14 protein-coding genes are annotated in these 13320 nt (G+C 37.6%); 13 read left to right on the forward strand and 1 reads right to left on the reverse strand.

The window, feature by feature from the left end; translation table 11 throughout:
- The first annotated feature begins 50 nt into the window (after window positions 1–50).
- From PT281_RS03525 to PT281_RS03560, 8 genes are all read left to right on the forward strand, one after another.
- Window positions 51–683 (forward strand): GTP pyrophosphokinase family protein, encoded by a 633-nt coding sequence (locus PT281_RS03525; protein WP_277131197.1) that lies wholly within the window; start codon window positions 51–53, stop codon window positions 681–683.
- Entirely contained in the window at window positions 680–1486 is an 807-nt protein-coding gene (locus PT281_RS03530; protein ID WP_277152064.1) for an NAD kinase, read from the forward strand. Before PT281_RS03525 ends, PT281_RS03530 begins: the two co-directional genes overlap by 4 nt.
- Window positions 1473–2363, forward strand: coding sequence for an RluA family pseudouridine synthase (locus tag PT281_RS03535; RefSeq protein WP_277152066.1), 891 nt, complete (start codon window positions 1473–1475; stop codon window positions 2361–2363). Before PT281_RS03530 ends, PT281_RS03535 begins: the two co-directional genes overlap by 14 nt.
- Window positions 2364–2451: 88 nt before the next feature.
- Window positions 2452–3165, forward strand: a complete 714-nt coding sequence (locus PT281_RS03540; protein ID WP_277152068.1) for a lantibiotic protection ABC transporter ATP-binding protein — start codon at window positions 2452–2454, stop codon at window positions 3163–3165.
- A gap of 1 nt (window position 3166) precedes the next feature.
- Complete coding sequence (locus PT281_RS03545; RefSeq protein WP_277152070.1) at window positions 3167–3895, forward strand: lantibiotic immunity ABC transporter MutE/EpiE family permease subunit; 729 nt, start codon at window positions 3167–3169, stop codon at window positions 3893–3895.
- Entirely contained in the window at window positions 3892–4638 is a 747-nt protein-coding gene (locus PT281_RS03550; RefSeq protein ID WP_277152072.1) for a lantibiotic immunity ABC transporter MutG family permease subunit, read from the forward strand. The genes PT281_RS03545 and PT281_RS03550 overlap by 4 nt, the downstream gene beginning before the upstream one ends.
- Before the next feature lie 23 nt (window positions 4639–4661).
- On the forward strand, window positions 4662–5345 hold the full coding sequence (locus PT281_RS03555) for a response regulator transcription factor (protein WP_277152074.1): 684 nt from the start codon (window positions 4662–4664) through the stop codon (window positions 5343–5345).
- A complete protein-coding gene (locus PT281_RS03560; RefSeq protein WP_277152076.1) occupies window positions 5312–6670 on the forward strand; it encodes a HAMP domain-containing sensor histidine kinase in 1359 nt (452 codons plus the stop codon). Before PT281_RS03555 ends, PT281_RS03560 begins: the two co-directional genes overlap by 34 nt.
- A 49-nt stretch (window positions 6671–6719) precedes the next feature.
- Here PT281_RS03560 and PT281_RS03565 read toward each other — a convergent pair whose 3' ends face one another.
- Entirely contained in the window at window positions 6720–7745 is a 1026-nt protein-coding gene (locus PT281_RS03565) for a lactonase family protein (protein ID WP_277152078.1), read from the reverse strand.
- Window positions 7746–7871: 126 nt separating this feature from the next.
- On the opposite strand from PT281_RS03565, the gene PT281_RS03570 reads away from it, so the two are divergent.
- From PT281_RS03570 to PT281_RS03590, 5 genes are all read left to right on the forward strand, one after another.
- A complete protein-coding gene (locus tag PT281_RS03570) occupies window positions 7872–10637 on the forward strand; it encodes a cation-transporting P-type ATPase (RefSeq protein ID WP_277152080.1) in 2766 nt (921 codons plus the stop codon).
- Window positions 10638–10711: 74 nt separating this feature from the next.
- Window positions 10712–11092, forward strand: a complete 381-nt coding sequence (locus PT281_RS03575; protein ID WP_277152082.1) for a PTS glucitol/sorbitol transporter subunit IIA — start codon at window positions 10712–10714, stop codon at window positions 11090–11092.
- A 13-nt stretch (window positions 11093–11105) separates the two neighbouring features.
- Window positions 11106–12308, forward strand: a complete 1203-nt coding sequence (locus PT281_RS03580; RefSeq protein ID WP_277152084.1) for an AI-2E family transporter — start codon at window positions 11106–11108, stop codon at window positions 12306–12308.
- 45 nt (window positions 12309–12353) lie between these two features.
- On the forward strand, window positions 12354–12911 hold the full coding sequence (trmL, locus tag PT281_RS03585; protein ID WP_277141328.1) for a tRNA (uridine(34)/cytosine(34)/5-carboxymethylaminomethyluridine(34)-2'-O)-methyltransferase TrmL: 558 nt from the start codon (window positions 12354–12356) through the stop codon (window positions 12909–12911).
- Window positions 12911–13303 carry a DUF1149 family protein gene (locus tag PT281_RS03590; protein WP_277152086.1) on the forward strand — a complete coding sequence of 131 codons (393 nt, stop codon included), beginning with the start codon at window positions 12911–12913 and terminating at the stop codon, window positions 13301–13303. The genes trmL and PT281_RS03590 overlap by 1 nt, the downstream gene beginning before the upstream one ends.
- The last annotated feature ends 17 nt before the right edge of the window (window positions 13304–13320 follow it).

A 13320-nucleotide genomic window follows, 5' to 3' on the forward strand; every position in this document is an offset into this window, starting at 1 on the left:
TCTTATTATATGGTAAAATGAAGTTGCTGTTTGAGAAAGGAATTATTTCAATGGAAATAGATTGGGACAACTTTTTATGGCCGTATACAGAGGCCGTCAATGAATTAAAAGTAAAATTTCGGGCCCTTAGACAGAGCTTTTTAACTAAGGGAGAACACTCGCCAATTGAATTTGTCGTTGGTCGAGTAAAAACAGTTGATTCGATTAAAGAAAAAATGACCCGGCGGGTAATTAGTCCTGATGTAATTGAAACCGACATGCAGGATATTGCGGGAATTCGAATTGTGTGTCAGTTTGTTGACGACATTTATAAGGTAGTGGATTTAATCCATGAGCGGCAAGACATGGAAGTCTTGGAGGAACGCGATTATGTGCAAAATGCCAAGCCCTCAGGTTACCGTTCTTACCATATGGTGATTTCGTATACCGTTTATTTGCCAGAAGGTGCGAAAAAATTGCTCGCCGAAATTCAGGTGCGAACATTAGCAATGAACTTTTGGGCAACAGTTGAGCATACTTTAAATTATAAGTATCAAGGTTCTTATCCAGATGACATTTCCAAGCGTCTAAAGTCAACAGCGGAAACAGCATATAAGTTAGATGAGGAAATGTCTTTAATTAAGGATGAAGTTCAAGAAGCGCAGAAGATTTTTACCAAGAATAAGGGCAAGGAAAAATCATGAAAATAACGATTGCTCATAATACTAATGAGGAAACGTTGCGGGTCGTCGCGCATTTAAAAAAATTACTGCAGCAAAAAGATAATGTTGTCTTTGATGCCAAGTATCCGGATGTAGTAATTACGGTGGGCGGCGATGGCACATTAATTAATGCTTTTCATCGTTATGAATCTCAGATTAGTTCAATCAGGTTTATCGGGATTCATACGGGGCATTTGGGCTTTTATACTGATTGGCGCAGTGACGATGTTGATAAGATGGTTGACGCACTCTTTTTGCGGCAGCCGGAATCAACCAGCTATCCGTTACTGGAAGTTGAACTTGAAACCGAAGCGGGTGGAAAACAACATTTTTTGGCTCTGAATGAATCGGCAGTCAAACGAGTTTCACATACCTTGGAAGCTAACGTCTATATTGAAGGTCAATTATTTGAAAACTTTCGCGGCGATGGTCTGTGCGTGTCAACGCCAACTGGTTCAACTGCCTACAACAAGTCGCTTGGCGGTGCGGTAATTCATCCGCGGTTAAAAGCATTGCAAATGGCTGAGATTGCTTCAATTAATAATCGGGTGTTTCGCACGCTGTCTTCGCCGATTGTTATTGCCCCTGACCAGTGGATTACAATTGTCCCAGATGCCAATCATTTGGTGATGACAATTGACGGTCAGCGCATTGATGTTTGCAATGCCAAGAAGATTACTTACCGGATTTCACAAAAGGTAATTCAGTTTGATCGCTTTGGTCACACGCGGTTCTGGTCGCGAGTTCAGAGTGCCTTCATTGGTGATAAAGATGACACTATTTAAGTTAAAGTTTACAAGCAAAAGCCCTAAAAAGTTAGGGGCTTTTTTAATGAACAATGGTTTTTCAAAACAAGCTATCAATAATGCTAAAAATCATGCTGGTCTAATTCTGGTTAATCATAAACGGCGCTATACCAGCTATCAATTGCATGATGGTGATGAAATTATTTTTGTGCCAGGTCAAGAAAAGACTAATCCGTGGCTGCGTCCTTCTGATAAGCCGCTAGTGCAGGTTAAGGAAACAGCTAACTACTTGGTCGTGAATAAGCCAGCTGGAGTTTTGTCCATTCCTTCACGTTATGAAGACGATGACGCTCTCGTTAATCGCGCTTTAGGATACTTTGCTAAGAATAAACAGCAAGAAGTTAAGCCGCATGTAATTACCCGCCTTGACCGTGATACTTCGGGATTAGTGTTAATTGGCAAGAATCCAATTGCTCACGCCCGTTTTGCCAAGTTAAGTAAAGATGATTTTGTAAAAAAATACCATGCTGTGGTTCATGGCAACTTTGCGGCAGATGATTTAAGCGGAATGATTAAGGCGCCAATTGGTCAAAGAAATGGCACCGTTGTTCGTCAAGTTGATCCTACTGGTCAATCAGCTGCGACTGAATATCGTGTTTTGGAGCAAGTCAAAGGTGCAAGTCTAGTTGAATTACGTTTATTTACTGGTCGCACCCACCAAATTCGCGTTCATTTGCAGTCGATTGGGCATCCATTATTTGGCGATCCGTTGTATGGGGTTGCTGATAACTTTACAAGGCAAGCCTTGAACTGCTACTATTTAGCTTTTCTGGATCCATTTTTGGATCAGCAAGTAGAAATTAAAATTCCAGAGCCGCTTGATATGCAAGAATTATGGCAGAATTTACAAGGATAAAAGTATGGAGAATCCATACTTTTATTTTTTTACTTTATAATTTCCTGATAACTGGTTGCTAAACTTATTAAAAAAGGGAGGTTAGACAGTGAATGATAATGAATTATTGATAACGACAAAAAATTTGACTAAAAAATATGGTCAAACTGAAGTAATCAAGAATTTATCGTTAGCAATTCCTAAAAATACAGTTTATGGCCTATTAGGAGCAAATGGTGCGGGAAAATCGACAGCGCTTAAAATGATTACCGGAATTGTTCGACCAACTAGCGGCATTATTTATTATAAAGGCAAGCCATGGCAAAGGCAGGACTTAAATGAAATTGGTGCGCTAATTGAAACACCGCCGTTATATGGCAACTTAACTGCATTTGAAAATTTGTTGGTTAGGACAACTTCTTTAGGTTTAACAAAAGAGAAAATTAGTGAAGTATTGGCAATAGTTGACTTAACGAATACAGGTAAGAAAAAGGTTAAGCAGTTTTCTTTGGGGATGAAGCAACGTTTAGGAATTGCTTTGGCATTGATTAATAAACCAAGCTTACTTATTTTGGATGAACCAACTAATGGACTTGATCATTTGGGAATTGAATCTTTACGTAAGTTAATTCGTTCTCTGCCCAAAAAGGGAGTTACGGTTATTTTTTCAAGTCATATTTTAGCTGAGGTTGAGAATGTAGCCGATGAAATTGGGATTATTGCTACTGGGAAGTTGGGCTATCAAGGAAAAATACCAAATAATACTGAGGAACTAGAAAAATTGTTTATGACGGTAGTAAGAAAAGGGTCAGTAGATGAGTAGAATGCAAAATTTAATTACAGCTGAAATGATTAAAAATCGTCACTCTTTTATAGTTCTTAGTTTATGGCTATTGCCCTTAGTAACGATAGTTTTAGCAAGCTTTTTACTAGCCGAAAAGCAAGTACAGCAAGCAGCCTTCAATTGGTGGTATATGGTTATGTTGCCGATAGAAGTTGCCCTAATTAGTAGTTGTCTACTCGAAAACGATAAAAAACAAAATTATTTTACCCTTAAGTTAACACCAATTCCTACCCTTAAAATTTGTCTTGCCAAAATTTTAACAGGTTGCAGCTATCTGTTATTTACTAATATAATTATGATGCTTTTAGTTTTGGGAGTAGGAAGTTTGTTTGGCAAACAGTTATTTCTAGGACAAGTATTGCAGGCAACTATCTTGCTGACGGTATGCTTTGCTTGGCAAATTCCACTTGGGATGCTATTAGAACTCAAATTACCAGCAATCTTTACGCTAATTATGATGTTTATTGTAAATATGTTTTTTGCTAGTCAAACTTTTGCTGGCAGCAAGACATTGTGGCTGATTCCTTTTGCAATTCCGGCCAGACTAATGGCGGCCATTTTGGGTATTAATCCTAATGGTGTTTTGTTAGCCAAAAATAGTTTTCTACATGCAAAGAATGTTATTTTTCTAGGTGTTTTACTTACCATTGCACTATTTGGAATTTTTGTGGTTATACTTGGCCATTACTTTAAAGAAGATAAACTATGAATTTAATAAATTTGCTTAAAGCTGAGTTTTTAAAATTACGTCACACAAATTATTTTGTAATTCATGTTGGTCTGCCTTTACTAGGAGGAATATTAGGTGCCAGCTGTTTCTTAATAACTAAGTATCGTTTCACTACTTTTCTAATTAATTATTTCCTAGTAATTGCGCTTAGTTATCCATTTGCCTGTAGTTATGCTTGCTACAGTATTTTTGAACAAGAAATAAAGAATGGCTGCTTTAATCTCTTGAGTGTAACTAAGCGTTGGCAGGTTTTGCTAGTTAAATTGTGTTATCTGTTAATTAGTAGCTTAATTTCTTGCTTTTTAGCGATTTGTACATTTACTTGTATGGTCAAAATAATGCGCGCTAAAATAATAATTAATGTAAGTTATTTGTTAGGAATGTGTTTGTTACTTTGGGGCAGTAACTGCTTAGCATATCTTGTTCATAGCTTTTTGGAATTAAAGTTTGGTCATAATGTTAGCTTAGTTTGTGCTGCTCTTGAATTTTTATTAGCAGCCCTGTTACTAACAGATTTAGGTAATTTGCTTTGGCCATTTTTTCCTAGTAGTTGGGGTGGACACCTTGTGCGAATTTATACAATGGCAGTCTTTAATTTAAAAGTTGTCTCATTTATTCCAATACGTTTTGCTTTATCAATAATTATTAGTTTGACATTAGCAATGCTAATTTTTGCTTTTTGTTGGTTCAATCAGTGGGAAGGACGCAAGAATGAAGGTTAATGATTTATCAAGAGGAGAAGATTATGTCTAAAATTCTTGTCGTTGATGACGATCAAGATTTGCTAGTATTGGTTAAAAGAGCATTAACTCGTGAAGGTTATACTGTTGATACTAGGTGCTCAACTAAAGAATTAACTGCTGAAAGTTGTCGCTTTTATCAGTTGTTATTAGTTGATGTCATGATGCCCGATGAAGATGGTTTTGATTTTTGTCAGCGAATTAGGCCAGTATATGATGGTCCAATTATTTTTTTAACGGCTAAGACTGATGATGCTGCGTTGGTGCGTGGATTAGGACTAGGCGGTGATGATTATATTAAAAAGCCGTTTAGCTTGGCTGAATTACGTGCACGAGTTAATGCGCATTTGCGTCGTGAACAGCGTCAGCCACTGCATGCGTATGAACGCTCAGGTGTACTCTTTAATTTATCAGAAAGAAAAGCCTATGTTCGTGGTGAATCCGTTCCTTTTACCAAAGGTGAATTTCAGTTGGCAGCTCAGTTAGCAGAGCATCCAGGTCAGGTTTATACCAAAGAACAATTGTATGAAACAGTTTTTGGCTTTAATACTGCTCATGACAATGCTGCAATTGCTGAACATATTAAAAATATTCGTGCTAAATTAAAAATGTTTTCGTTAACACCGATTATAACTGTCTGGGGAGTGGGCTATAAATGGCAAGAAGAAGGAGTATTTCCTACTTATTAATTGAATTTTTATTAGTTAATGGAATAATGATTATTTTCTTAACTTGTATCTGGTTTTTCAGTGACCAGTATTTAGCGACTAATGGTGTTATCTACCCAGCCAACTATGATGAGCAGAAAGTTCAACAGTTTGTTAAAAGGCAAAGCCATGAGCGAGTGTTTAATGCTGACGAAGTACCTGATAATGTAAGTTATGCTTTATTCAATCAGCAACATCACATTTTGAAGACTAATACAACGCAAACTGACCAGCAAAAAATGCGGCAGTATTTACATTATCCTGACCAAACTGCTTATGGTTACCAACTTGTACGTTATCCGAATAAATCGGTTGTAGTGCTCCATTATTACTATCTAATTCGGTATGTTAACTCAGTTTTGCAAAAGAATTTACCGCCATATGAATATTTTTCTTTAGGAATATTATTATTCTTAATTTTGTTTTGCTTGGTTGTGACAACTGTTTTATTAAGAAATAAGATAGTTAAGTCGGTTAATCTGTTTCATCAAGTTGGTGAAAAGATAGCTAAACGAAATTTGGATTTTAAAATACCACAATCTAATATTAAAGAATTTGAACATGCTTTGAATGCAATGGCAAAAATGCAGTCAGCTTTAAAAGAATCATTGATAAGCAAATGGGCACAGGAACAAAGTCAGCAGCAAGAAGTCTCTGCTCTTAGTCATGACTTAAAAACTCCGCTCACTATTATTCATGGTAATAGTGAGTTGTTACTCGAAGATAACAATTTGACTCAGCAGCAGCGAGAAAATTTACAAAGTATTATGCGTAATACTATTCAGGCTGATGAATATTTAGATTCACTCAGAGCAGCAACTAATGGCGACGTTGAACAGGCAGAAAATATTGATTTGAATATTTTGCAAAGTATAATTATTCAGCGTGCTCAAGAACTAGTTTATCCTAAAAAAATCAAGTTAATACAAAGTGGCATTATGTCGGGTTATGCTTATTTACAAAAAAGTCATATTATTAGAGCAATAATTAATGTCATTGAAAATGCAGTTACCTTTACGTCTACAGGCGAAGAAATTAAGTTATCTTTTAAAAATCGAACAGGACAGGTGCAAATTGGTATTTATGATCAAGGCCCAGGCTTTTCTAAAAGTGCCTTATTGAATGCAACTAAGCGTTTTTGGAAAGAAGACCAAGCACGCAAAATTAATGGGCATAGTGGTCTAGGGCTATGGTTTGCTAATGATGTTGTTAGTAAAAATAAGGGACAACTAATTATCAAAAATGGTTCTAGTGGTGGTATTGTTTTGATAAATTTAGTCAAGATTGACAATAAACATGAAAATTAAAAGGAGTCCATTCTTAATGAATGAACTCCTCGTTGTTTATTAAAACTAATTATTCAAATAAGACACAAGTACCTTCTGGTACGGTAATACCTTTTTGAATTGGGGTTAGACAACCATTCTCCGCGTCCCGAGTGTAAAGCGTGGCGTTATCTGTATTTTGGTTAGCGACCACCACGTATTGTTCTTTTTCGTCCCAATTAAAGTCACGTGGGAACTCACCGAACGTGGAAATTCGTTGAGCCAGCTGCAAAGTATGGTCGGGCTTAATACCAAAGACAGTAATTGAATTGTGACCACGGTTAGAAACATAAAGATATTTGCCATCATCGCTCATCCGAATGGCTGCTGCGCCGTTATGTTCAGTGTAGTCTTCAGGAATGGTCGAATAAGTTGCAATATTTTCAAAAGTCCAGTTATCTTCGTCAAATTTAACGACGTTGATTTTGCTGGACAATTCGCCGGCAACGTAAAAGTACTTGCCATCAGGACTGAAAACAATATGACGACTGCCAAATCCCGGTTCGTTCTGGTAACTTGCTAAGTGTGCTAATTTTTGATTTTTGAAACTATAAAAGTCAACACGATCATTACCTAAATCACAACTAACTAAATTGCCATTAGGTGTTTCATCAAAAAAGTGGGGGTGTGGACCGTCGACTTGTTCAGGTTGTGGTCCTAGAGTGTCAGCCGTATGGGTTACTGAATCCAGCAGCGTCAATTTGCCGTCTGCAGTATAAGAAAAGACTGCCAATTGAGCTGTATGGTAATTGGCTGTATAGAGCCGTCTTTGCTCTTGATTGATGCCAATATAGGCAGGAGATGAACCGACTGTTAAATAAGAATCAGTTTCTTGGTATGAACCATTAATTAATTTATAGGCACTAATTCCGCCTTTATCACCCGCGTTATTAATTGTAAAAATTAGGTCATGATCTTGGACAAAATAAGTTGGTCCACCAACTTTGATAATTTCCTTTGCCTGACCTATTTTAGCTGTTGAATCCTTGATTTCAAGCGGTAATTCGTAAATTCCGGTGGCTGTATTTTTAGTGTAGCCGCCAATTAATAGCTTCATTTTTGAACCTCCAGTTAAATTTTGTAATATAATTACTCTTAATAAGTATAGCACGAAGTGTTATATTTAAATTTGTGTAGTTAGCTTTATTAAAAGCAGAAAATTTTAGTTAAGAAGGTACCGTTAATGGACGAAAATAAAATTCGTGAACTTTATGCAAAAAATGATGTTGCGGAAGTTTTTACTAATTTAAATTCTTCATCTGATGGTCTAAGTTCACAAGAAGCTGCCAAAAGATTGCAAAAATATGGTCCCAATGAGATTAAAAAATCCCAAGAAGAATCACAGTGGAAAGTTTTTTTCAAAAACTTTATTAGTATGATGGCAATTTTGTTGTGGATTTCAGGTGCAATTGCAATGTTCAGTGGCACACTTGAGCTGGGAATTGCAATCTGGATGGTGAACATTATCAATGGTTTGTTTAGTTATTGGCAAGAACGTGCGGCTAAACGAGCAACAGATGCGTTAAATAATATGTTGCCGACCTATGTGCAGGTCATTCGTGATGGCAAAAAGGTGCAGATTGATTCTAAAGAGTTAGTCCCAGGGGATGTATTTGTCTTGCAGGCTGGGAATGCGATTCCTGCTGATGCTCGGCTGATCTCGGCAAGTTCAATGCAAGTTGATCAAAGTGCCTTAAATGGTGAGTCAGTACCAGAATCGAAGACAACAAAGTATGATCCTGGTGAAGGCAGTTACGCCGAAACTAACTTGGTTTATTCTGGGACAACAGTTGGTGCCGGAACAGCCCGGGCAATTGCCTTTGCGACGGGAATGAATACCGAGTTTGGTCGAATTGCGAAATTAACGCAAAAGCAGGACGAGGTCGATAGTCCATTAACGCGGGAACTTAATCGTTTGACCAAACAATTATCAGTTATTGCGGTTTCGATTGGGGTCTTGTTCCTAATTGCGGCCATTTTCTTTGTTAAGTATCCGTTCGCCAAAGCCTTTATCTTTGCGCTGGGAATGATTGTTGCCTTTATTCCGGAAGGATTATTACCAACAGTTACCTTGAGTTTGGCGCAAGGTGTTCGCCGGATGGCGAAAAAGCACGCCTTGGTTAAGGAATTAAATTCCGTGGAAACCTTAGGTGAAACGACGGTTATTTGTTCGGATAAGACGGGAACATTAACGCAAAACCAAATGACAATTCACTACATTTGGACTTTGAAAAATGAATACAAAGTTACAGGTAATGGATATGTTAATAATGGTCAAGTTGAATTAAACGGTAAGCAATTATGGTATGAAGAAAACCCAGACCTACATAAATTAATTCAGATTGCTTCTCTTGATAATGATACCGCGGTACAGCCAAGCAAGGTTAAGGGCGGCAAGCCGAAGATTTTAGGTACGCCAACTGAAGCTTCATTAATCATTATGGCGCAAAAAGCGGGCTTTGACCGGCAAAAAGTGCTGGTGAAATACCCAAGAATGCGGGAATTGCCGTTTGATTCTGATAGAAAACGGATGTCAACAATTCATCGCTGGAACGATCAGCAATATATAATTTTCACTAAAGGTTCCTTTAGTGACGTGATTAAGCAGTGTGACCAAGTACAAGTTGATGGTCAAGTTCGGTCAATGACACAAGATGATATTGATCGGGCTAATAAGGTTAATGCGCAGTATGCTGCTCAAGGCTTACGAAGTATGGCGATGGCTTACCGGATTGTTGACCGCGATGATACCGATGTTTCTAAGTTAACAATCGCTAACGCTGAAACACACTTGGTCTTTGTTGGGCTAACAACAATGAGTGACCCGCCACGACCAGAAATTTACAACGCTGTTAAACGGTGTCATGAAGCTAAGATTAAGATTATCATGGTTACTGGTGACTCTAAATTGACTGCCAAGTCAGTCGCAGTTCAGATTGGCTTGACTTCTGACAAGGCGCGCGTTATCTCTGGAACAGAGCTTGAAGAAATGAACGATAACGATTTACGTGAGGCCTTGAAGGGCGAAGTTATTTTTGCTCGGGTTGCTCCAGAACAAAAGTACAAAGTTGTTAAGACTTTGCAAGAAAATGGTGAAATTGTCGCTTCCACTGGTGATGGGGTTAATGATGCACCAGCCTTGAAGCAAGCTGATATTGGTATTGCAATGGGAATGACCGGTACGGACGTTGCTAAAGACGCTGCCAACATTATTTTGACCGATGACAACTTTGCTTCAATTGTTGCCGCAATTGAAGAAGGACGGGCCGTTTATAGCAATATTCGGAAGTTCTTAACGTATATTTTGACTTCCAATGTTCCTGAAGCCTTTCCATCAATTTTGTTCTTGTTCTCTGGTGGTTTAATTCCACTACCAATGACAGTTATGCAGATTTTAACGGTTGACTTGGGAACGGATATGCTCCCAGCATTAGGGCTTGGTGGTGAAGCTGTTGACCCAGATGTCATGAAGCAGGCGCCAAGAAAGCGTAGTGAGCATCTTCTTAACCGTAGTGTTATCCTTCATGCGTTCCTATGGTATGGCTTGATTTCAAGTATTATTTCAATTGGTGCCTACTTCTTTGTTAATGCTCAAAACGGTTGGCCGCAAGCTGCTTTAGCTGCCAGTGGTTCTGTTTACATGCGGGCAACGACGATGGTCTTAGGCGCAATTGTCTTTACTCAAATTGCCAATGTTTTGAACTGCCGGACCAACAGAGTTTCGATTTTCAAGAAAGGATTATTCAGTAACCATAACATTTGGTACGGGATTATTTTTGAAATCTTACTGTTCTTTGTTTTAACGGTAACTCCTGGTCTACAACAATTATTCAACACAACGAGATTATTACCGACAGATTGGTTATTCCTCTTCTGTCTGCCAATTCCGCTAGTATTGATTGATGAATTACGTAAATGGCTCTTTTTCCACAAAAAAGTTAAAGAGTAAAAATAAAAAGCCGCTTATATATTGGGTAAGCGGTTTTTATTATGCTAAAATTAGTCATTAAGGAGCAGCAAAAAATGAAATGGATATCTACAATAACGCAAATTGGTCAGCAAGCAATTGAACCTGAAGATAAGATGGTTATTTTGTTTGGTGAAAATGTTACTAAAGACCTAGTAGATGTGGCGGTCATACAAAAATTTAGTTCGCAGACACCTCCTAGTACGTTTGTTTTTAAAAAAGGTGATACAATCACGATTGATGGTCAAACTTATGTTGCCGCTTTTGTCGGGAGTATGGTTGAAAGTAATATGCGGGTTTTGGGACATGCAACTTTATTTTTAGACCAGATAAAGCCCCACAACCCACTAGCTAATGGTATTTACCTTGAATTAGGAACTAAACAAACGTTGCCGAGATTTAGGGTAGATGATGATATTGTTTATGAGCATAGATAATTAGGATGGTTTAATGGAAAATCAACGAAAACACTTGAAGCGCAGTATTTTTGAAAAATGGTTTTTAAATAATCGCTTTAGTATTGTACTGCTTAATATCTTATTGTTCTTCCTTGTAATCTGGTTGTTCAATAAGATTTCTTTTGTTTTAAATCCAGCACGGCTATTTTTTAGTGCTATTTTGCCGCCACTTTTACTAGCAGTAATTCAATTTTATATTATGAATCCACTGGTAGATCTGCTTGAGCGGAAATTCAAAGTGCCGCGAGTTGTTACAATCGCTGGTCTATTTATTTTAGTGGCCTTATTACTTATTTGGATTATCAATATTTTGTTGCCGATTGTTCAAACTCAGATTAATTCGCTAATTAAACATTGGCCGCGTATTTGGCATGAAGCGACTGTTGTTGTGCAGGATAAGTTAAGTGATCCGCAGTTTCATAGTGTTAAAAATAATATTAATGATGCGATTAGTCGCGCGCAAAATATGTTATTCAAGTCGAGCCAAACGGCAATTAACGCGGCACTAGACAATATTTCATCAGCAATTAGTATTATTACGATTGTTTTTATGACAGTCGTTACCGCACCGTTTATCTTGTTCTTCATGCTTAAAGATGGTCATAAATTACGACCTTATATTACGGAATTCGCGCCTAAACATTGGCAACAAAGTTTTAGTAAATTGTTATATGAAATCAATGCTGCCTTAGCCTCATATATTCGTGGTCAGATTACCGTTGCTTTTTGGGTGGGCATTATGTTTGCAATTGGCTACACTATTATTGGGCAGCCGTATGCAATTGCCTTGGCAGTTTTAAGTGGCGTGTTAAACTTGATTCCATATTTTGGAACTTTTATTTCCTTTATACCTGCCTTGGTTATTGCAGTCATGATTTCGGTGCCAATGGTAGTTAAGGTACTTATTGTGTTTGCTATTGAGCAGACAATTGAGTCGCGGGTAATTAGTCCGCTTGTATTAGGCAATAAGATGGCAATGCACCCAGTTACCACGATTTTACTTTTAATCGGTGCCAGTTCCGTTTGGGGACTTTGGGGCGTAATTTTTGGGATTCCAATCTATGCAATCTTGAAAATTATTATCATGCGCGTGTACAATTATTATCGTAAGGTTTCGCAGGTCTTTGCGGAGGATAAGAATGTTGCTTTAACCACAGAAGCTGCAGCTAAGAAAGAAAAAATAACAAAAGAATAGGAAAAGTGTGGTTGTAGGCCGCACTTTTTTATTAAGGAGAAAATAATGACAAACCATGTTGTATTGTATGAACCACTAATGCCGGCTAATACTGGTAATATTGCCCGGACTTGTGCGGGAACAAATACAGTGCTAGATTTGATTGAACCATTGGGCTTTCAAATTGATGATAAGAAGATGAAGCGTGCGGGACTTGATTATTGGGATAAAGTAGATGTTCGCAGGCATGATGATCTTGAGGCTTTTTTGAAAACCTTGGGTCCGCAAGATGAAATGTACTTAATTTCTAAGTTTTCAGCGAAAAATTACGCCGAAGTTGATTATACTGATGAAGATAAAGACTATTATTTCGTTTTCGGAAAAGAAACAACGGGTTTGCCGGAAACTTTTATGCGGGAATATTATGATCGCAACTTGCGTATTCCCATGTCAGATAATATTCGCTGTTATAATCTGTCTAATTCCGTGGCAATGGTTTTGCTTGAGGCGTTACGCCAACAAGGCTTTCCAAATATGGAAACAGCGCACCATTATGAAAATGACAAGTTAAAGGATGATTATAATCGGCCTGAACGTTATGAGAGAAATTTAGGAGAAGAATAATGGATTTTGTTAAAGAAACACCAGTGATGGTTAAAAATTTTCACTATGACATTAATGAAGAACCAGAAACAAAGGATCAAGTTAATTTTGGCTTGAAAAAAGTTGAAAAACAAAACGATGACGGTACAACTGATGCTGGTCAAGATGGTAGTTACTTTGACGTGACGGTAATTTTTGATGTTGCGCCAGCTCCCGGAGAATTTTCTGTTAGTGGGATGATTAGCCAAATTGTGCAAATTAAAAATTATTTTGGTGATGGCAGCGATCTTGATAAGACTGACTATAAATTACTTAGTCGACCACTAGTTGAATATATTGAAACCTTAACTTATGAAGTTACGCAAATTACCTTAGATCAACCGGTTAATTTGAACTTCCAAGCTAATTTTTAGCTCTTGATTAGGTGCAA

The organism is Lactobacillus sp. ESL0701 (genome assembly GCF_029433445.1).
GTDB lineage: Bacteria > Bacillota > Bacilli > Lactobacillales > Lactobacillaceae > Lactobacillus.